Below are 20,480 nucleotides of genomic sequence, written 5' to 3' on the forward strand. Positions count from 1 at the left end.
CCCTGGTGTTGCTGATCTCCAGCAACATGGACAACCGCCTGCTGACCTCGGCCAACGACGAGTTGCTGCGCAATGGCAGCTGGTTGTACCTGGTGCTGAACATCCTGCTGGTGGTGTTCCTCGAGAATATCCGCCGCCCGGCCCAGTTGTTCGGCCTGGCACTGGTCGACATTCTGCTGCTGTGCGGCGTGTTCTACGCGGCGGGCGGCGTGGCCAGTGCGATCGGCAACCTGCTGATCGTTTCGGTGGCCATCAGCAACACCTTGCTGCGACGACGCATCGGCCTGCTGATCGCCGCCGTCGCCACCCTCGGCATCGTCGGACTCAGCTTTCTGCTGAGTTTCAGCCATCCCCTGAGCGCCAACGACTATCTGCAGGCCGGCACCCTCGGCGCCTTGTGCTTCGCTGCCTCTCTGCTGGTGCAAGGGTTGATCCGTCGTCTCGAAGTCAGTGAGAACCTGGCCGAGCTGCGAGCCAGCGAGGTGGTGGGGCTCGAAGCCCTCAACGCGCTGATCCTGCAACGCATGCGCACCGGCATTCTGGTGCTCGACGAACAGCGCCGGGTGCAACTGGCCAATCACAGCGCCAAAACCCTGCTGGGCCAGACACACCTTGAAGGCGACTTGATCGACGAGCACTCGAGCGCGTTGGTCGAACGCCTGCAACTGTGGCTGAACAACCCGACCCTGCGCCCACAAAGCCTGAAAATCGCCGGCAATGGCCTGGAGCTGCAGCCGAGCTTCATTGCCCTGGAACTGAGCCCGAACCGCCAGACCCTGGTGTTTCTCGAAGACCTCGCCCAGATCGCCCAGCAGGCCCAGCAATTGAAACTCGCCGCACTGGGCCGGCTGACTGCCGGTATCGCCCATGAAATCCGCAATCCGCTGGGAGCCATCAGTCATGCCGCGCAGCTGTTGCAGGAATCCGAGGAACTCGACGGCGCGGATCGGCGTCTGACGCAGATCATTCAAGACCACTCCCAGCGCATGAACCGAGTCATCGAAAACGTCCTGCAACTGTCCCGCCGTCAGCAGAGCGCACCGCAACGGCTGGATCTCAAACCGTGGCTGGAGCAGTTCGTCAGCGAGAGCCGCGAACAGGCCGGCGAGCGCCAGCACATTCATCTGCACATTGGCCCGGGGGATTTCCGTACGTTGATGGATCCCGGCCAGCTCACGCAGATTCTCGACAATCTGTTACGCAACGGCTGGCGCCACAGTGCCCTTTTGCACGATCCGGCCGAGGTCTGGCTGACGCTGTCGATCGACCCCGAAAGCACGCTGGCCGTGCTCGAAGTGCAGGACAACGGCCCCGGCGTGCCGCTGGATCAACAGGCTCACCTGTTCGAACCGTTCTTTACCACCAGCAGCCAGGGCACCGGCCTTGGGCTTTATCTGTCCCGTGAGCTGTGCGAAAGCAATCAAGCGCGCCTAGACTTCAAATCACGCCAAGGCGGCGGCTGCTTTCGCATCACCTTTGCTCACGGACGGAAACAAAGTTGAACACGAGCCCACGGCAAAAAATCCTCATCGTCGACGACGAGCCGGATATCCGCGAACTCCTGGAAATCACCCTGGGACGGATGAAACTCGACACCTTCAGCGCACGCAATCTCGCAGAAGCCCAGGCGCTGCTGCACCGCGAGACCTTCGACCTGTGCCTGACCGACATGCGCCTGCCCGACGGCACCGGCCTGGAATTGGTGCAGCACATTCAGCAACGTTATCCACAACTGCCGGTGGCGATGATCACCGCCTATGGCAGCCTGGAAACGGCGATCAACGCCCTGAAAGCCGGGGCTTTCGACTTCCTGACCAAACCGGTGGACCTGACACGCCTTCGCGAACTGGTCGGCTCGGCGTTGCGCATGCCGGCGCCGGGCAATGTCTGCACTTCGATCGACCGGCTGCTTCTCGGCGATTCACCACCGATGCGCAATCTGCGCAAGCAGATCGACAAACTGGCCCGCAGCCAGGCACCGGTTTACATCAGCGGCGAATCCGGCAGCGGCAAGGAACTGGTGGCCCGGCTGATTCATGAACAGGGCCCGCGCGCCAGCCAGCCATTCGTGCCGGTGAACTGCGGGGCGATTCCGTCCGAGTTGATGGAAAGCGAGTTCTTCGGCCACCGCAAAGGCAGTTTCAGTGGCGCGGTGGAGGATAAACCGGGGCTGTTTCAGGCGGCCCACGGCGGCACGCTGTTTCTCGATGAAGTGGCGGACCTGCCACTGCCGATGCAGGTCAAGCTGCTGCGGGCGATTCAGGAAAAAGCCGTGCGCAGCGTTGGCGGCCAACAGGAAACCGTGGTCGATGTGCGCATCCTCTGCGCAACGCACAAGGACCTCGATGCGGAAGTGGCTGCCGAGCGTTTTCGTCAGGATCTGTATTACCGGCTGAACGTGATCGAACTGCGTGTGCCGTCCCTGCGCGAACGTCGCGAGGACATCGAAGCACTGGCCGGCCATATGCTCAAGCGCCTGGCCAATGGCACCGGGCAGCCGGCTGCACGTCTTCATCCTCATGCCCTAGAGGCGCTGAAAAACTACCGTTTTCCGGGCAACGTGCGGGAGCTGGAGAACGTGCTCGAGCGGGCGCACACCCTGTGTGAAAACCGCACGATCGAGGCCGAGGATTTACGCCTGAGTGAAGGTAATGGCACCGCTGAAAGCGGCATTGCGGATCTCACACAGATCGACAACCTGGAAGACTATCTGGAAAGCGTCGAGCGCAAACTGATTCTGCAGGCGCTGGAAGAAACCCGCTGGAATCGCACGGCGGCGGCGCAGCGGTTGAGCCTGTCATTTCGGTCGATGCGCTACAGGCTCAAGAAACTGGGTCTGGATTAAGGGCCCCTTCGCGGGCAAGCCCGCGAAGGCGATTTGTCAGTCATCGGAAGAAAAACTGACTAGATCCGTCCGGCCGGTGCATACGGCGCCGGATCAATGATCGGCGCACGCCCCAGCATCACATCGGCAAACAACTGACAGGACGCCGGCGCCAGCACCAGTCCGTTGCGGTAATGACCGCAGTTCAGCCACAGACCGTCAAAACCCGGAACCCGGCCAATGTAAGGAATGCCTTCGGGCGAGCCCGGCCGCAGCCCGGCCCAGTGCCCCACCACTTCGGCATCGGCCAGCGCCGGCAACAGTTCGACCGCCGATGCCTTGAGGCTTTCCAGCGCGTTGTCCGTCGGGGTTTTGTCGAAGCCTTCGTGCTCCAGCGTACTGCCGATGAGAATATGCCCGTCGCGGCGCGGAATCGCGTAGCGCCCCTTGGCCAGCACCATGCTCGGCAGGAAATCCGCCGCGCACTTGTAGAGAATCATCTGGCCCTTCACCGGCTCCACCGGTAGGGAAAGATTCAGAGTCTTGAGTAATTCGCCGCTCCACGCGCCTGCGGTCAAAACGACCTGATCGCCAGCGATCACACCCGTGGAAGTCTGCACGCCTACCACCCGCTCGCCATCACGGACAAACCCGCTGACTTCACACTGCTCGTGAATCGTCACGTTCGGCAGCGCCTGCAACGCCGCTTTCAAAGACTTCACCAGCCGTGGATTGCGCACGTTGGCGACATCGGCCATGTAGATCGCCCGGGAAAAACCGCCACCGAGCACCGGCACCGCATCATGCGCCGCCGAGATATCCACAGCCCGCAGCGGACGGTTTTCCCGCGCAGCCCACGCCAGCGCTTCAGATTCGTCATCCAGGTCCAGCCAGTACAGGCCGGTGGTGTGCACTTCGGGATCGACCCCGGTATCGGCAAAAAGGCGTTCGCCCAGTTGTGGATAAAAATCCTGCGACCAGTGCGCCAGCGCGGTGACGGCCGGGCTGTAGCGCCACGGGTACAGCGGAGAGACGATACCGCCGCCGGCCCAGGACGATTCCTGGCCGACGTTCGAACGATCCAGCAGCACCACGCTGCCGACCTCGGAGGCGAGGTTGTACGCAGTGAGCAGGCCAATCACCCCGCCACCGACAATCACCACTTGCTGTTGCCTGGTCATGTTTGATCCAACCGTAAAAAAGACAGTGGGCGCAAAAGGCACCCGAAATAATGCGGCTCAGCGGCCCCAGCAATCCTTGGTGGTCAGCCCGGTGGTCGCGTTGTTCATGCTCCTGACACCGGTGTTGGTGAGGGTGAAATCCCCGCACTTGTCAGTGGCCATGGCCGTGCCGGTCTTGCGGGTCGCAGTCAGCAGGAAGGTCTGATCGGTGATTGTCGGCGTGATGGTGTAGAAATCGTTGCCGGTGCTCAACCCGGTGACACCGGTGTAGACGTTGTTCTTCGAATAGAAGCGTTCGAGGATCTGTGCCTGTTCCGACAAATTGCTGACCACGTCGGCACGGCGGCCCTTCTTCACGTATTCGGTGAGGCTCGGATAGCCGATGGTGATGACGATACCGATGATCGCAATCACGATCATGATTTCGATCAGGGTGAAACCTCGGTTGGATCTGCGCATGCCTCGAACTCTCGCTTACTGTATTTGCCGCCACATGATACGACGGCTGCCGCCGCCGGACTTTTCCACCAGGGTGGTGATGCCGCCACTGGAATCGTTCACGACCTTGCGTGATGCACCGTTGACGATGGCGTTCAGGGTCGGGATACCGCCGGTGAACACCACGCCGCTGGAAATCGTATCGTTGCTGTCGACCACGCCATCGGCGTTGGTGTCGAGCACCGCGTAGTTGAGCATCTTACCGCTGAACGCATCGAGTTCGATCAGTTTGCCGGTACCGAAACTGGAACACGGGTCGGTGGTATCGACACTGGCCGTGGTGAACACGACGCGTCCCAGCACCAGACTGGCCTGGTTGATCACCCGCTCGCCAGTCAATGCGTTGTTGTACACCAGCGGCAGGTACCAGCCCTTCTCCGCTGGATAGGTCGTGTCGTTCTGGCTGGTGGTGACGAACTGCCCGGTACTGCCGGAGAACACCCCGGTAATCGCCTGCGCCTGCAAACTGCTGACCGTGATCTGGCCCGACCCGCCATCGGCATCCCACACCGAATAGAACGCCTGCAAATCCTTGTTGGTCTTGTCGGCGGTTTCGTTGAATTTACCGGTGCCGACGAAAATCTGTTTGCCGCCCAGAGCGTTGTCCGCCAGCAACGGTTGCGCGGTGATCGGCTGAGTCGCCCCGCCGGCCGTGGTGAACAACGGCTTGCCGGAAAACGCCACGCCCCAGCTGTCGGACGACGTGGCGCTCAGGTCGAACTTCCACAACCGCCCCTTCAAGTCACCGCCATATGCGGCCTGTACCACGTTCTGCGAATTGACCCGCAGCTTCACCGAGGACAAACCGTTGGTGGTTTCCGTACTGTCGATGACGATTTTCTTGATCAACGAACCATCGCGCACATCCAGCACATACAGCGCCGCCACCCCGGAGTTGCTGCCGTAACCATTGGCAATGAATGCCGCCCAGCGACCATCGGCCAAGCGTGCCACCTCCGGACGGGCATAGGCGTAACCCAGATCATTGAAAGCGTTGGAAGTACTGGCGGTGGCGGGCGCGCTGACTTCCCACAAGGCGCGGATAACGTTGCCCGCCGAGGCGTCGAACAGCTGAAGCCCGTAGAAACTCTTGCCCCCGGCCCCCGTCCCGCCGATGGCCAGGGTTTTCCACGCCGTGCCGAATTGCGCGTCGAACACACCGATCTGACCATCCACCAGAAACTTGTGGCTGACGCCGTTGACGTAGTTCGGATCGGCAATCAGGCGCAGCGAGGGCAATACGCTGGACGGCATGTAGGCATAGCGCCGGGTACCGTTGGCCGAGTTGATGACGCTGACAAAACCGTCGTTGGCGTTCACCACTAGGCTGGCATTCATGTTCGAAGCCTTGGTGGTCAGGTAGGTGCTGTAGGTGGTGTCACCGGCCAGATCGGAGGCGGTTTTTTCCGTAGGCGAGGCCAGCACCAGCGGCGAGTTGATGATGTCCCCGAGCAATACGCTGCGCACTTTGAGCCCGGCCTTGTTGGTGCCCTTGCTCCACTCGACCAGGTCGATGCCGCTGATGCCGGTGGGCAAACCCTGGCTGAGGACGGTCTGCTGGGCCGGGGAGAAGTTGCCGTAAGCCAGCGTCACCGCCGCGTTGTTCAGGGTGTTCCACGACTGATAGGTCGGCGCGGTAGCGCCGGGCACGATGGCGGTGTCGGTGGTCCACAGCACCGCCGACGTATTGACCGCCCCGGCCGAGTTGAAGCCAAAGGACTTGATCGTGCCGCGCCAGTCCTTGGGGTCATAACTGGTCTGGAAATAACTGGTGCCGCTCGCCAGCGTCGTGCCACTGGCGACACCGCTGCCACCGGAACCGGCCTTGGAGGTGATGTCGCTCAACGCCGAGGACAGCGCGGCATTCAGGCCGGTGCTGTCGGTCGCCTGGTAGTAGCGGCCCTGTCCGTAATCGGCGGCGTCCGAGAGCATGTCGTTGGAAGCGGTAAAACCCACGGTGTAGGTGTTCATGTTCTGCCTGGGAAAGTCCACGGCATTCCAGCTCTTGCCCGCAGCGTCGGTGCCGGAGGAACGCATGTCGATATCGAAGGCGAACTTGGCGATATCGTCCAGATACAGCGTATCGCCCTCCCCGTCCCCGTTCAGGTTGTTCCCGTCATTGTTGATGCCGTCCCAGTTCGGCAAGCGGCTGCCACCCAGCGGGTCATTGTTCGGAAAGGTTCGGTCGTAGGTCGGCAAACCGTCGGTGATGACCACCCCGTAGTTTTTCTGGCAGCGGTACTGGATCGGGCTGGTGTAAGTGCTCGGCGTGCTGTTGTAGTACGGCGCCATCCCGCGCATGTAGCGGGTGATTTCGTAGTAGGTCTCGGCCAGCGGCGTGTTGGCCACCGCGCTCAGGCCATTGATCGAGGAAATCAGTGCGTTGTAGTTGGTGTCGGCCTGGGCCTGGGTCACGCTGCCGCTGACCGGTGACAGGTCGCTGATGGAGCGGGCAATGAAACCACCGTTGCCGGGGTTATTGCTGGTGGCCGGGTTGAAGGTGGCCAGACCCATGCGCAGGTTGCGGTTGCTGGTGACCAGTGCGGTGGAAACGTTGCGCGCCACGTTGATCCGGTAGTCGTTGGGAATCGCGCCGGTGGTGAAGTCGCGCGTGCCGTTGTTGATCGCCAGCCCGACCACATAGGAAATGTAATCCGCCGAATAGCGAGTGTTGCCGCTGCCCACCGGATCCGGCAGCTTCAGGCAGAGCGGCGTCAGGCTGTTGTTGTAGAACGCATAGGCACCGCCGGAGCAGCCGGAGGTTGGCAGGCTCGACAGAAAGATCGTATCGCCGGTAATGGCAGTTGAGCTCAGGCACAGGCCGATGACCGCGTTGCACTGGCGGGCCGCCGTGCGATCCACGGTCGGATCAAAACCCGTCGCATAAATGATGCTGTTCATGCTGCCCGAGTCGTCGATCATCAACATCACGTTCGGGGACACCGCAGCCGCGCTCAACAGCGGTGAATCGGACGGCGTGAAGGCATACGCCGGCGCGGCCAGATAGAGCCCGGCCAGCATGCCGAGCAGCAGCGACAGCCACTTGAAGCGTCGCTCAATACTTCGCATAGACACTCTCCACCACACTGCGCGAAGTACCGGCGATGCCGACGGCCGTGACCCGGTACAAGGTCGCCGAGGTGTTGCTCGGCACGTTCACCGCCGTCAGGGTCGTGCCGATGTTCTGCACCCCGTAGAACCCGCTGCCGGCGGCGATCCAGGTCACGCCCGACGTGGAGTTGAGCCCCGCCGCGCTGACCACCGAGGATTCCGCCGGCGGCGCACATTGAGTGGTGCTGGCGCACACCGCCAGCGCGTAGCTATCCAGCTGCACCGCGCTTTCGCCGATGCGCAGCGCGGCCTCGGCAGTCTGGAACGATTGATTGCGCAGGCTCACGCTGCCAGCCATTTTTTCCTGCAGGTTGGCGCTCTGCATCGATGACAGGCCGATCAGCGTCAGGAGCAGCAGAAATACCAGGCTGACCAGCAACACCATGCCGCCCTGGGACCGTCGTCGATGGAGAGAAACGTTCATCGCTCGCCCCTCACTGCAAGCGGTTGCGCAAGGCGGCAACCACGTTGAAGGTTTGATTGCGGACCCGATTGTTCGGGTCAGTGAGGGTCAGACTCAGGCGCACACTGCGGATCCGCGCCGGATCGCCGGGGTTGGCGCTGTAGGTGGACGCCGCGACGTCGGTCGCGGAACTCGCCAGACCAAACATCACCGTGAACGCACTGACGTTGTTCACCAGCACCTGCTGGGCCGGGTTACCGCTGCCGGTGCCCATCAGAATCTGGTTGTTGCTGAAGCTGTAGACCAGCCGACGGATCGGAAACGCGATCTGGCCCGTCGCCGCCGCTCGCGCGCCGGTATAAGCGGTGGCGCTGTTACGGCAATCGGAGACCACAGTCCAGGTCGGTGTCCCGCCCGCACTGCCGACATCGGCGGTAACCAGGGTCAGCTTGAGGTTGGCGTTGTCCCAGCTGATCGGCGTGATCTGGGCCGTATTGAAATCCCCCGCCGAGCTGGAATCGGTAATGGTGCCCAGGCAACCGAACATGCCCACCATGCGCAGTTCCTGGATCATCTTGCTCAGCACGAACCGCGCGTCCTCCTGCATCGCGGCCGCGCTGTTCTGGCTGACGTAGGTGTTTTTCGCCGCCAGGAAGATCTGTACCACACCCAGCACTACGATCAGGCCCAACGCCAGGGCGACCAGCATTTCGATCAGACCGAAGCCCAGGTTATGGCGCTTCATGGCGTGGCCACCGGATCGACCGCAGCGCGGCTGGTCAGGACAAAACTGCGTGTTGCACCGGCCGTATTGGCGGCGCGCGCGTCACTCCAGGTGATGGTGATGGTGTACACGCGCTGATTGAGGGTGATGCTGCCGGTGGCGGTCGGTCCGCCAAAATTGACGATGTTGGTGGTGAAGTCGTAGAGATCCTGATCCCGGGCGACACTCAGGTTGCCCGTGGTCGGCGGTGTGACGGTGTAGTTGGCGCCGGAGTTGGCGCGGATCCGGTCCATCATGTCGTAGGCGATGAAACTCGCCTGGCTGGTCATGCGCGAGCTGTCGGTGTACTTCAGCGCATTGAGCTGAACCGCTGCCGCGCCCAGCAACCCGACCGTCAGAATCAGTAGCGCGACCAGCACTTCAATCAGCGTCATGCCCTCCTGTGCGTGCTTGCTCCCTGCCCTCATCCGCAATTTCCACCCAATTGAATTCGTCCGTTCAGACACACGTTCAGCGTCCTGCTTTGCGTTCCCAGCACATAACTGATGACCACCGCCGTGGACGGTGCCGCCAACCCGCCCAGATTGTTGAAATCCAGCGCGGTCACTCCAGAGGGTAGCGTCAGAGTCGCGCCGCTGCTCATTGCTGGAACAACCCGCAATACATTGGCCGGAGTGCCAGTACTGTCATAGACCGACAGTTCGCCGGTCCAGACGCTGCCGCCGCCGCTCGGCCGCAAGCGGGTAGTGACGCCCCGGTTGATCGCCTCGAGCCTTGCGTAATTGAGGGCCCGTTGCAGGTCGCCGACTTCGGTGTCGGCCTTGCTGCCCTGCACCGTACGGGTGAATGCCGGCACCGCCATCGTGATCAGGATCACAAACACCGCGAGCGCCACCAGCAGCTCGATCAGCGTGAAACCTTTTGTACGATGATCCATCGATGCCCTCCGTTGCCGTCGGCTATACCTGTACAAACCTAGAACATTCGACCGGCATGCGCCGGTTGATTTACCGCGAACGGCGCACGGATTGCGCCGCTGTGCACAATCCAGGGAGGACGCGCACATGCCGCAACAGGGTTTCAGTCTGGTCGAACTGCTTATGGGACTGGCGATCGGCGCAATTGTTCTGTCGCTGGTCAGTCCGGCGCTGGCGGACTTCACCGAATCAAACCGGCGGCAACAGGCCGCGCAGTCTTTGCTCGACGGGATTCGTAACGCCCGGACCATGGCCATCACGCGCAACCAGAGCGTGGTGATTCATGGCATCAACGGTGATTGGGGCCAGGGCTGGCGGATCATTCTGGATATCAGCGGAAAGGGACCGGGGGATGCCGATAATCCATTGCTGATCGAGCAGGCGAGTGACGGACGGATACCGATTGTCGGCAACTGGCTGGTGAGCCGCTACATACGCTTCAGCAGTCTGGGTCAGCCACTGGTGCCAGACCGGAAGTTTCAGGCGGGAACGTTACATCTATGCTCGGCTCGCGAGCCGGTCAGCCAGCTCCAGGTGGTGCTGGCGGCGACCGGTCGCGTACGCCTGACCAGCCAAAAGGCTGAACAGGCGCTGTGCCGAAAGGATAAAGCGATCAGATCGAGCGAACGCGCAGCTCTTTAGGCATCGAGAACGTGATGTTCTCCTCACGCCCGGCCAGTTCGTCGGCGCCGGTGGCACCCCAGGCCTGCAACTGCTGGATCACGCCACGCACCAGGACTTCCGGAGCGGAGGCGCCGGCGGTGATGCCGATACGCTCGACACCGTCGAACCAGCTTTTTTGCAGGTCTTCGGCGCCATCGATCAGGTAGGCCGGTGTGGCCATGCGCTCGGCCAGCTCACGCAGGCGGTTGGAGTTGGAGCTGTTCGGGCTGCCCACCACCAACACCACGTCGCATTCGTCGGCCAGTTGCTTGACCGCGTCCTGGCGGTTCTGAGTGGCGTAGCAGATATCGTCCTTGCGCGGTCCGCCAATGGCTGGAAAACGCGTACGCAGCGCATCGATGACACGGCTGGTGTCATCCATGGACAACGTGGTCTGGGTGACGAAGGCCAGTTTGTCCGGGTTATGTACCTGCAACTCGGCGACATCCTTCTCGTCTTCGACGAGGTAGATCGCGCCGCCATTGCTGGCGTCGTACTGGCCCATGGTGCCTTCGACTTCCGGGTGACCGGCGTGGCCGATCAGGATGCACTCGCGACCGTCGCGGCTGTATTTGGCGACTTCGATGTGCACCTTGGTCACCAGCGGGCAGGTGGCGTCGAACACTTTCAGGCCACGGCCGGCGGCTTCGGTGCGCACGGCTTGCGAGACGCCGTGGGCACTGAAGATCACGATCACGTCGTCCGGTACCTGATCGAGTTCCTCGACGAAGATTGCGCCACGACTGCGCAGGTCTTCGACCACGAACTTGTTGTGCACCACTTCGTGACGCACATAGATCGGCGGCCCGAAGACCTCCAGGGCGCGGTTGACGATTTCGATCGCCCGGTCCACGCCGGCGCAGAAGCCACGGGGGTTGGCGAGTTTGATTTGCATGCGGTGCCTCGTGTCTTGCGCGCAAGAAATAGCGAAAACGGTGGAAAACATTGTGGGAGCGAGCCTGCTCGCGAAAGCGGTGTGTCAGACAACATCTACGTTGAATGTCAGTCAGCATTCGCGAGCAAGCCCGCTCCCACATTTTTGACCGCGTGCGGTCAGTTACAGCGCTTTGACGGAGAAGATTTCCACGTCAAAGGTCAGCGTCTTGCCGGCCAGCGGGTGGTTGAAGTCGACAGTCACTTGCGCGTCGTCGAACTCTTTCACCACACCCGGCAGCTCAGTATTGGCCGCATCGTTGAAGATCACCAGCAGACCCGGCGACAGCTCCATGTCCGCAAACTGCGAACGCGGGATGATCTGGACGTTTTGTGGGTTCGGCTGGCCGAAGGCGTTTTCCGGCTCGACGGTCAGGGTACGCTTGTCGCCGGCCTTGAAGCCGAACAGCGCCGCCTCGAAGCCCGGCAGCAGGTTGCCGTCGCCGACCTTGAAGGTCGCCGGGGCCTTGTCGAAAGTGCTGTCGACCGTGTCGCCGTTCTCCAGGCGCAATGCAAAGTGCAAGGTGACTTCCGTGTTCTGGCCGATGCGTTGCTCAGCCAATACCTGTTCAGTCATGAACGGTTTCTCCGGTTTTTTTACTTTTGAACATGTCCAGTGCCAGCATCACCGCGCCAACGGTGATGGCGCTGTCGGCGAAGTTGAACGCCGGGAAGTACCAGCGGTTCTGCCAGTGCACCAGAATAAAGTCGATCACATGGCCCAGGGCAATGCGGTCATACAGATTGCCCAGTGCGCCGCCCAGAACCAGCGCCAGCGCAATGGCCAGCCAGGTTTCGTTGCGACCCAGGCGCTTGAGCCAGACTACCAGCACCGCACTGACCGCAATCGCGATCACGGCGAACAGCCAGCGCTGCCAGCCTGAGCTGTCCGCGAGGAAGCTGAAGGCAGCGCCGGTGTTGTAGGCCAGGGTCCAGCTGAAGTAATCAGGGATGATCACGATCTGCTGGAACATCTCGAGCTTGCCTTCGAAGTAGAACTTGCTGGCCTGGTCGATGACCAGAACCAGCAAGCTCAACCAGAGCCAGCTCAGCCGTCCGAAACGGCCAACGGCATTAGGCATAGTGACGAACCTCGCCGGCGCCATCGATGTTGTCCACGCAACGGCCGCAGATTTCCGGATGCTCCGGGTTCACGCCGACGTCTTCGCGGCAGTGCCAGCAACGGGCACATTTCGGGAAGGCGGATTTGACGATCTTCAGCTTCAGGCCGCTGACTTCGGTGGCCACAGCATCGGCCGGAGCCTGCACGAACGGCGCAACAGTGGCAGTCGAGGTGATCAGGACAAAGCGCAGCTCATTGCTCAGCTTGGCCAGGTCGGCGGTCAGCGCGTCTTCGGCGAACAGCGTCACTTCGGCTTGCAGGTTGCCACCGACGGCCTTGGCCGCGCGCTGGATTTCCATTTCCTTGTTGACCGCTACCTTCACTTCCATGATGCGATCCCAGTACTCGCGACCCAGCTCGAAGCCTTCCGGCAACTCGGTCAGGCCTTCGTACCAGGTGTTGAGCATCACCGATTCGTTGCGCTCGCCCGGCAGGTATTGCCACAGCTCGTCGGCGGTGAAGGCCAGGATCGGCGCGATCCAGCGCACCAGCGCTTCAGAGATGTGGAACAGCGCGGTCTGGCACGAACGACGGGCCTTGCTGTCGGCGCCGGTGGTGTACTGGCGGTCCTTGATGATGTCCAGATAGAAACCACCCAGCTCCTGCACGCAGAAGTTGTGGATCTTCGAGTAGACGTTCCAGAAACGGTATTCGCCGTAGTGCTCTTGCAACTCGCGTTGCAGCAGCAGGGTGCGATCCACCGCCCAGCGATCCAGCGCCAGCATGTCTTCGGCCGGCAGCAGGTCGGTGGCCGGGTTGAAACCGGTCAGGTTGGAAAGCAGGAAGCGCGCGGTGTTACGGATACGACGATAGGCGTCCGCACTGCGCTGCAGGATCTGCTCGGACACGGCCATTTCGCCGGAGTAGTCGGTCGAAGCGACCCACAGACGCATGATGTCGGCGCCCAGGGTGTCGTTGACTTTCTGCGGCGCGATCACGTTGCCCAGGGACTTGGACATCTTGCGGCCGGACTCGTCCACGGTGAAACCGTGGGTCAGCAGCTCGCGGTACGGCGCGTGGTTGTCGATGGCGCAACCGGTCAGCAAGGACGAGTGGAACCAGCCACGGTGCTGGTCCGAACCTTCCAGGTACAGGTCGGCACGCGGGCCGGTCTCGTGGCCCATCGGGTGCGAACCGCGCAGGACGTGCCAGTGCGTGGTGCCCGAATCGAACCAGACGTCGAGGGTGTCGCTGATCTTGTCGTACTGCGGCGCTTCATCGCCCAGCAGTTCGGCAGCGTCGAGTTTGAACCAGGCTTCGATGCCTTCGACTTCGACACGTTTGGCGACTTCTTCCATCAGCTCGACGGTGCGTGGGTGCAGCTCGCCGCTTTCCTTGTTCAGGAAGAACGGGATCGGCACGCCCCAGTTGCGCTGACGGGAGATGCACCAGTCCGGACGGTTGGCGATCATCGAGTGCAGGCGCGCCTGGCCCCAGGCCGGGACGAACTTGGTCTCTTCGATGGCTTTGAGCGAGCGTACGCGCAGGGTGTCGCCGCTGACCGGCTCCTTGTCCATGCCGATGAACCACTGCGCGGTGGCGCGGTAGATCAGCGGGGTCTTGTGGCGCCAGCAGTGCATGTAGCTGTGTTCGATGACGGTGGTGTGCAGCAGCGCACCGACTTCGGTCAGTTTTTCGACGATGGCCGGGTTGGCCTTCCAGATGAACTGGCCGCCGAAGAACTCCAGCGACGGTACGTAGACGCCGTTGCTCTGTACCGGGTTGAGGATGTCGTCGTTGACCATGCCGTATTTCTTGCAGGTCACGAAGTCGTCCACGCCGTAGGCCGGGGCGGAGTGAACCACGCCGGTGCCAGCGCCCAGTTCCACGTAGTCAGCCAGGTACACCGGCGACAGACGGTCATAGAACGGGTGACGGAAATTGATCAGTTCCAGCGCCGAACCCGGTGCGGTCGCCAATACGGTGCCTTCGACGCCGTAACGGGTCAGGCAGGATTCGACCAGCTCTTCAGCCAGCACCAGCAGCTTGTCGCCGATGTCGACGAGGGCGTAGGTGAATTCCGGGTGAACGTTGAGCGCCTGGTTCGCCGGGATGGTCCACGGGGTGGTGGTCCAGATCACGATCGAGGCCGGTTTGCCCAGCGACGGCAGACCGAACGCGGCGGCCAGTTTGGCCTCGTCAGCGATCGGGAAGGCCACGTCGATGGTCGAGGACTTCTTGTTCTCGTACTCGACTTCCGCTTCGGCCAGAGCCGAACCGCAATCGAAGCACCAGTTCACAGGCTTCAGGCCCTTGAACACGAAACCGCCCTTGACGATTTCGGCGAGAGCGCGGATTTCGCCCGCCTCGTTCTTGAAGTCCATGGTCTTGTACGGGTTGGCGAAGTCGCCCAGCACGCCGAGACGGATGAATTCGGACTTCTGCCCTTCGATCTGCTCGGTGGCGTAGGCACGGCACAGTTCACGGGTCTTGTCCGCGCCCAGGTTCTTGCCGTGGGTCACTTCAACCTTGTGCTCGATCGGCAGGCCGTGGCAATCCCAGCCCGGGACATACGGCGCGTCGAAGCCCGACAGGGTCTTCGAGCGGATGATCATGTCCTTGAGAATCTTGTTCAGTGCGTGACCGATGTGGATCGTACCGTTGGCGTACGGAGGGCCGTCGTGCAGGACGAACTTCGGACGATCCTTGCCAATCTCGCGCAACTTTCCGTACAGGCCAATACTGTCCCAGCGCTGCAGGATCTGCGGTTCGCGCTGTGGCAGGCCGGCCTTCATTGGGAAGGCGGTGTCCGGAAGGTTTAGCGTGGCTTTATAGTCGGTCATTTAAGGCTCTTCATTAGCGATGGGCGCTAGGTGCGGCTAGTGCACGGGCGGCGGCGACATCCGCGCTGATCGCCGTTTTCAATGCCTCCAGGGAGGCGAAACGCTGCTCTTCACGCAGCTTCTGGTGGAAAACCACCGTCAAACGCCGGTCATACAGATCGCCGGCAAAATCTAAAAGATGGACTTCAAGGTGGGCCTTGCCATCACCTTGCACCGTGGGCCGCACGCCGATATTGGCGACGCCGGGCCAGGTCTTGCCGTCGATGTCGACGTCGACCAGGTAAACCCCGGTAAACGGCACGCGACGGCGCTTGAGTTGAATGTTCGCCGTGGGCGTACCCAGTTGGCGGGCCAGTTTCTGGCCATGCAGCACGCGTCCGGCAATTCGGTACGGACGGCCCAGCAGGCGTTCAGCCAACGCGAAATCGGCGGCGGCCAACGCGTTGCGCACCTGTGTGCTGCTGACGCGAATGCCGTCCAGCTCGACGGTTTGCGCGGCTTCCACGGTAAAACCGTGGACCTGCCCGGCCTGCAGGAGGAAATCGAAATCGCCGAGACGGTCACAACCGAAGCGGAAATCGTCACCGACCTCCAGATGCTGCACGCCGAGGCCATCGACCAAAATCGTATCGACGAACTCACTGGCGCTGAGCTTGCTCAAGCGCTGGTTGAATGCCAGGCACAGAACCCGGTCGACGCCTTCAGCGGCCAGCAGTTGCAGCTTGTCGCGCAACCGGGCCAGACGCGCCGGCGCGGTCTCCGGGGCAAAGAATTCCCGTGGCTGCGGCTCGAAAATCACCACGCAGCTGGGTACGCCCAACTCGAGCGCACGCTCACGCAGTCGGGCCAGAATGGCCTGGTGACCACGGTGAACACCGTCAAAGTTGCCAATAGTGGCGACGCAGCCCCGATGCTGGGGGCGCAGATTGTGGAGGCCTCGAACCAGCTGCATAACGCGCTTCTTGCTCATAAAGTGGCCGATTATAACCACACCCGACGGCCGACGACAGGCAACACCGTAACCCAAAGTGATCGAGCCGACAAAACTGCCGGCTCGCGCCCGTTTTTCAGGGAAAAAACCTCAGCTCAACGCCTTGCGATTGAAGTCGCGCAGGCGGAAACCGAGCAGCAGCAACATGCCGAAATAAGCGATCACGCCGGCAACCACCAACGCGCCCAGACGAAGGAAGCGCTCCAGCATGTGTCCCTGATCCCAAGCGGGCATGAAATGCATGCCGATCAACAGCACCGCTGACATTACCGCCACCGCAACCACAAGCTTGAAACCGAACTTCAACCAGCCCGGCTGCGGTTGATACATCTGCTGTTTGCGCAATTGATAGAACAGCAGCCCGGCATTCAGGCAGGCACCGGCGCTGATCGCCAGTGCCAGACCGGCATGCGCCAGAGGGCCGATCAACACCAGGTTGAACAGCTGCGTGACCACCAGGGTGAAGATTGCGATTTTTACCGGCGTACGGATGTTTTGTTGCGCATAAAAGCCTGGCGCCAGCACTTTGATCACGATGATTCCGAGCAGACCGACAGAATAGGCAATCAACGCCCGCTGAGTCATCTCAGCGTCAAACCCGCTGAACTGGCCGTACTGGAACAGCGAAACGGTCAACGGCTCGGCCAGGATCCCCAGCGCCAGCGCACACGGCAGCACCAGCACGAAGCACAGGCGCAGGCCCCAGTCGAGAATCCGCGAATATTCGTGACGATCCTTGCTGGCGTAGGTCTTGGCCAATGTCGGCAGCAGGATTGTGCCCAGCGCCACACCCAGCACACCGGACGGCAACTCCATGAGACGGTCGGCGTAATACATCCACGACACCGAGCCCGCCACCAGGAACGAGGCGAAGATGGTGTTGATGATCAGGGAAATCTGGCTGACCGAGACGCCGATGATTGCCGGCAACATCTGCTTCATCACCCGCCAGACACCGGTATCGCGCAGGTTCAGGCGCGGCAGCACCAGCATGCCTATCTTTTTCAGGTGCGGCAGTTGATAGAGCAACTGCGCCAGACCACCCACCAGCACCGCCCAGCCAAGCGCCATGACCGGCGGATCGAAGTACGGCGTCAGGAACAGCGAAAACACGATCATGCTGACGTTGAGCAGGGTCGGCACGAATGCCGGCACCGAGAAACGGTTCCAGGTATTGAGGATCGCACCCGCCAGTGAAGACAGGGAGATCAGCAATATATAGGGGAAGGTCACTCGCAGCAGGTCGGAGGTCAGCTGGAATTTTTCCGGCGTATCGGTGAAACCCGGCGCCGTGGCCCAGATCACCCAGGGCGCGGCGATCATGCCCAGCGCGGTGACCAGCGCCAGTACCAGCGTCAGCAGGCCGGAAACATAGGCAATAAAGGTGCGGGTCGCCTCTTCGCCCTTCTGGCTTTTATATTCGGCCAGGATTGGCACAAAAGCCTGGGAAAACGCCCCCTCGGCGAAAATCCTGCGCAGCAGATTGGGCAGTTTGAAGGCGATGAAGAAGGCGTCGGTCGCCATTCCGGCGCCGAAGGTACGGGCGATGAGCGTGTCGCGAACAAACCCGAGAATCCGGGAAAGCATCGTGATAGAGCTGACGGCGGCCAACGATTTGAGCAGATTCATTGAAGGAATGTGTGCCTGTCGATAAACAGCAGGCGAATAACGCGCCCACTTGTGCGATACTCCGCGCCGCAACAGCACAGAGCCAAAGCTCGCGAGTTTACAGGTCAAGCGCCGGAAATAAATATCCCGCCTCTTTATACCTACCACTTAGCGGAACGTCTCAAGCGCCCTTGACAAGACATCTCTTCATCGGCATGATTCGCGGCCTATTTTGTTTGCTATTTCCTAAAAAGTCTTTCGAGGAGCTCGACGGTGGCCAACTCACCTTCCGCCAAAAAACGTGCAAAACAGGCTGAGAAGCGTCGCAGCCACAACGCCAGCCTGCGTTCCATGGTTCGTACCTACATCAAGAATGTAGTTAAAGCCATCGACGCAAAAGACGCTGAAAAAGCTCAAGCTGCATACGTTCTGGCTGTGCCAGTTATCGACCGTATGGCCGATAAAGGCATCATCCACAAGAACAAGGCTGCTCGTCATAAGAGCCGTCTGAATGGCCACGTCAAGGCACTGAAAGAAGCTGCCTAAGCGACGTAGTCATTAAAAAACCGACCTCAGGGTCGGTTTTTTATTGCCTGCGATTTGCTCTGATTTCAGCAAATCACAGGCAAAAAAAGAGGAGCCAACCGGCTCCTCTTTTTTTTACGCGCGATTAATGAGCCGACGCCCACGGCAGAATCGGGATCGCCGTCACCGCATTCTGCGGACTACCCTCGATCAGGCGATCGCTGTAGACCAGATACACCAGCGTATTGCGCTTCTTGTCGAGAAAGCGCACCACCTGCATGGTCTTGAACACCAGCGAAGTGCGCTCCTTGAACACCTCTTCGCCATCCTTCAACTCACCCTTGAAGTTGATCGGCCCGACCTGACGGCAAGCAATGGACGCCTCGGCACGATCCTCGGCCAGACCCAACCCACCCTTCACACCGCCAGTCTTGGCTCGCGACAGGTAGCAAGTCACGCCTTCAACCTTCGGATCATCGAATGCCTCGACCACGATCCGGTCGTTCGGCCCGACAAACTTGAACACCGTCGACACCTGACCGATTTCCTCGGCCGAGGCCAGCAATGGCAGCGCCATCAACAAGCCCAACAATCCTTTTGCCATACGCATCGCGTTTTCCTTACACCAGAATCAGGTTGTCACGGTGAACCAGTTCCGGCTCAGCCATGTAACCCAGCAAACCGACAATCGCATCCGACGACTGACCGATGATTTTTTGTGCTTCCAGCGCGCTGTAGTTAGCCAGGCCACGGGCGATCTCACGACCGTCCGGCGCCACGCAAACCACCATTTCGCCACGACGGAAACTGCCCTGAACCAGTTTGACGCCGACCGGCAGCAGGCTTTTGTTGCCTTGGGACAACGCGGAAACCGCGCCATCATCCAGCACCAGCGTGCCACGGGTTTGCAGATGCCCGGCCAGCCACTGCTTGCGCGCCGCGAGCATGCCGCGCTCAGGCGACAGCAACGTACCAATGCGCTCACCCGCTTTCAGCCGATCGAGCACGCGCTCCAGACGCCCGCCAACAATGATGGTATGAGCGCCGGAACGTGCCGCCAGACGCGCCGCGCGCAGCTTGGTCTGCATGCCGCCACGACCCAATGCACCGCCAGTACCGCCCGCCACTGCATCCAGCGTCGGATCATCGGCGCGCGCTTCGTAAATCAGCTGGGCGTCAGGGTTATTGCGCGGATCAGCGTCGAACATGCCGTCGCGATCCGTCAGGATCACCAGCAGATCAGCCTCGACCAGGTTGGCCACCAGCGCCGCGAGCGTGTCGTTGTCGCCGAAACGGATTTCGTCGGTGACCACGGTGTCGTTTTCGTTGATTACCGGGATGACTTTCAGCTCGACCAGCGCACGCAAGGTGCTACGGGCGTTCAGGTAGCGCTTGCGATCGGACAGGTCGTCGTGAGTCAGGAGAATCTGCGCAGTGTGCCGGCCATGCTCGGCAAAGCTCGATTCCCAGGCTTGCACCAAGCCCATCTGACCGATTGCTGCAGCGGCCTGGAGCTCGTGCATCGCACTGGGTCGCGCGGTCCAGCCGAGGCGACTCATGCCCGCCGCCACTGCCCCGGAGGACACCAGCACCAGCTCGACGCCGGCCTCATGCAAAGCCACCATCTGCTCGACCCAGACACCCATTGCCGCGCGATCCAGCCCTTTGCCATCCGCTGTCAGCAAAGCGCTGCCGATCTTCACGACCCAACGCTGCGCACCTGTCACCTTGCTCCGCATCATCTTCAACCTTAGCTTGAGGGCAGCGCGACCTGGCACTGCCCGTGACGTTATTCGTGGTTCTTCGTGACCAACAATCGATTTCCAGATACTAAAACGCCGCTCGATTGAGCGGCGCTTAAGTTTACTGCAACGAATCAGTCACGCACGTAAATGATTTCCGGACCGTCTTCGTCATCCACATCTTCTTCGTCCCAGTCATCGTCGCCGATGTCATGGACCGACTTCACGCCGCTGCGACGCAGGGCACGCTTGTCATCCAGCGCCTGCAACTGCGCACGGGCTTCGTCTTCGATGCGCTGATCGAGATCGGCCAGTTCTTCCTTGTAGGCCGGGTCATTGGCCAGGCGATCGGCACGATCTTCCAGATAACGCATGATGTCGCGCGTCAGGCGCT

19 protein-coding genes and 1 pseudogene are annotated in these 20,480 nt (G+C 61.1%); 4 read left to right on the forward strand and 16 right to left on the reverse strand.

Features of this window, described 5'->3' with window-relative positions:
• Positions 1-1,502, forward strand: a 1,502-nt coding sequence (locus K5E37_RS18630) for a PAS domain-containing sensor histidine kinase (RefSeq protein WP_221534793.1), incomplete at its 5' end; no start/stop codon positions are given.
• Entirely contained in the window at positions 1,499-2,845 is a 1,347-nt protein-coding gene (locus tag K5E37_RS18635) for a sigma-54 dependent transcriptional regulator (protein ID WP_221534794.1), read from the forward strand. The genes K5E37_RS18630 and K5E37_RS18635, both read left to right, overlap by 4 nt.
• Before the next feature lie 59 nt (positions 2,846-2,904).
• Here K5E37_RS18635 and thiO read toward each other — a convergent pair whose 3' ends face one another.
• Genes thiO through K5E37_RS18670 form a run of 7 tightly spaced genes read right to left on the reverse strand, consistent with a single transcriptional unit; the run spans position 2,905 to position 9,678 of the window.
• A complete protein-coding gene (thiO, locus tag K5E37_RS18640) occupies positions 2,905-4,005 on the reverse strand; it encodes a glycine oxidase ThiO (RefSeq protein ID WP_221534795.1) in 1,101 nt (366 codons plus the stop codon).
• 57 nt (positions 4,006-4,062) lie between these two features.
• On the reverse strand, positions 4,063-4,464 hold the full coding sequence (locus K5E37_RS18645) for a type IV pilin protein (protein ID WP_039771691.1): 402 nt from the start codon (positions 4,462-4,464) through the stop codon (positions 4,063-4,065).
• A 15-nt stretch (positions 4,465-4,479) separates the two neighbouring features.
• A complete protein-coding gene (locus tag K5E37_RS18650; RefSeq protein ID WP_221534796.1) occupies positions 4,480-7,572 on the reverse strand; it encodes a pilus assembly protein in 3,093 nt (1,030 codons plus the stop codon).
• Positions 7,559-8,038, reverse strand: a complete 480-nt coding sequence (locus K5E37_RS18655) for a PilX N-terminal domain-containing pilus assembly protein (RefSeq protein ID WP_221534797.1) — start codon at positions 8,036-8,038, stop codon at positions 7,559-7,561. The genes K5E37_RS18650 and K5E37_RS18655 overlap by 14 nt, the downstream gene beginning before the upstream one ends.
• A gap of 10 nt (positions 8,039-8,048) precedes the next feature.
• A complete protein-coding gene (locus tag K5E37_RS18660) occupies positions 8,049-8,762 on the reverse strand; it encodes a PilW family protein (RefSeq protein ID WP_221534798.1) in 714 nt (237 codons plus the stop codon).
• On the reverse strand, positions 8,759-9,208 hold the full coding sequence (pilV, locus tag K5E37_RS18665) for a type IV pilus modification protein PilV (protein WP_221534799.1): 450 nt from the start codon (positions 9,206-9,208) through the stop codon (positions 8,759-8,761). The genes K5E37_RS18660 and pilV overlap by 4 nt, the downstream gene beginning before the upstream one ends.
• The gene (locus K5E37_RS18670) at positions 9,205-9,678 is read right to left on the reverse strand and encodes a GspH/FimT family pseudopilin (RefSeq protein WP_221534800.1); all 474 of its coding nucleotides are present in this window, start codon (positions 9,676-9,678) and stop codon (positions 9,205-9,207) included. Before K5E37_RS18670 ends, pilV begins: the two co-directional genes overlap by 4 nt.
• 127 nt (positions 9,679-9,805) lie before the next feature.
• On the opposite strand from K5E37_RS18670, the gene K5E37_RS18675 reads away from it, so the two are divergent.
• Positions 9,806-10,360: a GspH/FimT family pseudopilin gene (locus tag K5E37_RS18675; protein WP_221534801.1), complete on the forward strand. Its 555-nt coding sequence runs from the start codon at positions 9,806-9,808 to the stop codon at positions 10,358-10,360.
• On the opposite strand, the gene ispH is transcribed toward K5E37_RS18675, so the two are convergent.
• From ispH to murJ, 6 genes are all read right to left on the reverse strand, one after another.
• Positions 10,332-11,276: a 4-hydroxy-3-methylbut-2-enyl diphosphate reductase gene (ispH, locus tag K5E37_RS18680; protein WP_007959549.1), complete on the reverse strand. Its 945-nt coding sequence runs from the start codon at positions 11,274-11,276 to the stop codon at positions 10,332-10,334. The genes K5E37_RS18675 and ispH overlap by 29 nt on opposite strands.
• Before the next feature lie 162 nt (positions 11,277-11,438).
• Positions 11,439-11,876, reverse strand: a complete 438-nt coding sequence (fkpB, locus tag K5E37_RS18685) for an FKBP-type peptidyl-prolyl cis-trans isomerase (RefSeq protein ID WP_170928297.1) — start codon at positions 11,874-11,876, stop codon at positions 11,439-11,441.
• Positions 11,877-11,883: 7 nt separating this feature from the next.
• Positions 11,884-12,396, reverse strand: a complete 513-nt coding sequence (gene lspA, locus K5E37_RS18690) for a signal peptidase II (RefSeq protein ID WP_221534802.1) — start codon at positions 12,394-12,396, stop codon at positions 11,884-11,886.
• Positions 12,389-15,220 carry an isoleucine--tRNA ligase gene (ileS, locus tag K5E37_RS18695; protein WP_085608699.1) on the reverse strand — a complete coding sequence of 944 codons (2,832 nt, stop codon included), beginning with the start codon at positions 15,218-15,220 and terminating at the stop codon, positions 12,389-12,391. The genes lspA and ileS overlap by 8 nt, the downstream gene beginning before the upstream one ends.
• 13 nt (positions 15,221-15,233) lie before the next feature.
• Complete coding sequence (ribF, locus tag K5E37_RS18700; protein ID WP_007959537.1) at positions 15,234-16,172, reverse strand: bifunctional riboflavin kinase/FAD synthetase; 939 nt, start codon at positions 16,170-16,172, stop codon at positions 15,234-15,236.
• A gap of 129 nt (positions 16,173-16,301) precedes the next feature.
• A complete protein-coding gene (gene murJ / locus K5E37_RS18705) occupies positions 16,302-17,840 on the reverse strand; it encodes a murein biosynthesis integral membrane protein MurJ (RefSeq protein WP_085608700.1) in 1,539 nt (512 codons plus the stop codon).
• A gap of 252 nt (positions 17,841-18,092) precedes the next feature.
• Here murJ and rpsT point away from each other — a divergent pair, with 252 nt between their 5' ends.
• Entirely contained in the window at positions 18,093-18,365 is a 273-nt protein-coding gene (gene rpsT / locus K5E37_RS18710) for a 30S ribosomal protein S20 (protein ID WP_003228351.1), read from the forward strand.
• A 124-nt stretch (positions 18,366-18,489) separates the two neighbouring features.
• Here rpsT and K5E37_RS18715 read toward each other — a convergent pair whose 3' ends face one another.
• The 3 genes and pseudogenes from K5E37_RS18715 to obgE all read right to left on the reverse strand — a co-directional run.
• Complete coding sequence (locus K5E37_RS18715) at positions 18,490-18,954, reverse strand: CreA family protein (protein ID WP_007959533.1); 465 nt, start codon at positions 18,952-18,954, stop codon at positions 18,490-18,492.
• Positions 18,955-18,964: 10 nt separating this feature from the next.
• Positions 18,965-20,083 (reverse strand): glutamate 5-kinase, encoded by a 1,119-nt coding sequence (proB, locus tag K5E37_RS18720; RefSeq protein ID WP_045121906.1) that lies wholly within the window; start codon positions 20,081-20,083, stop codon positions 18,965-18,967.
• Positions 20,084-20,220: 137 nt separating this feature from the next.
• Positions 20,221-20,480, reverse strand: a pseudogene (gene obgE / locus K5E37_RS18725) (GTPase ObgE); the annotation flags it as partial.

This window comes from Pseudomonas sp. RIT778, from assembly GCF_019718735.1.
In the GTDB taxonomy this organism is placed as follows: domain Bacteria; phylum Pseudomonadota; class Gammaproteobacteria; order Pseudomonadales; family Pseudomonadaceae; genus Aquipseudomonas; species Aquipseudomonas aphyarum.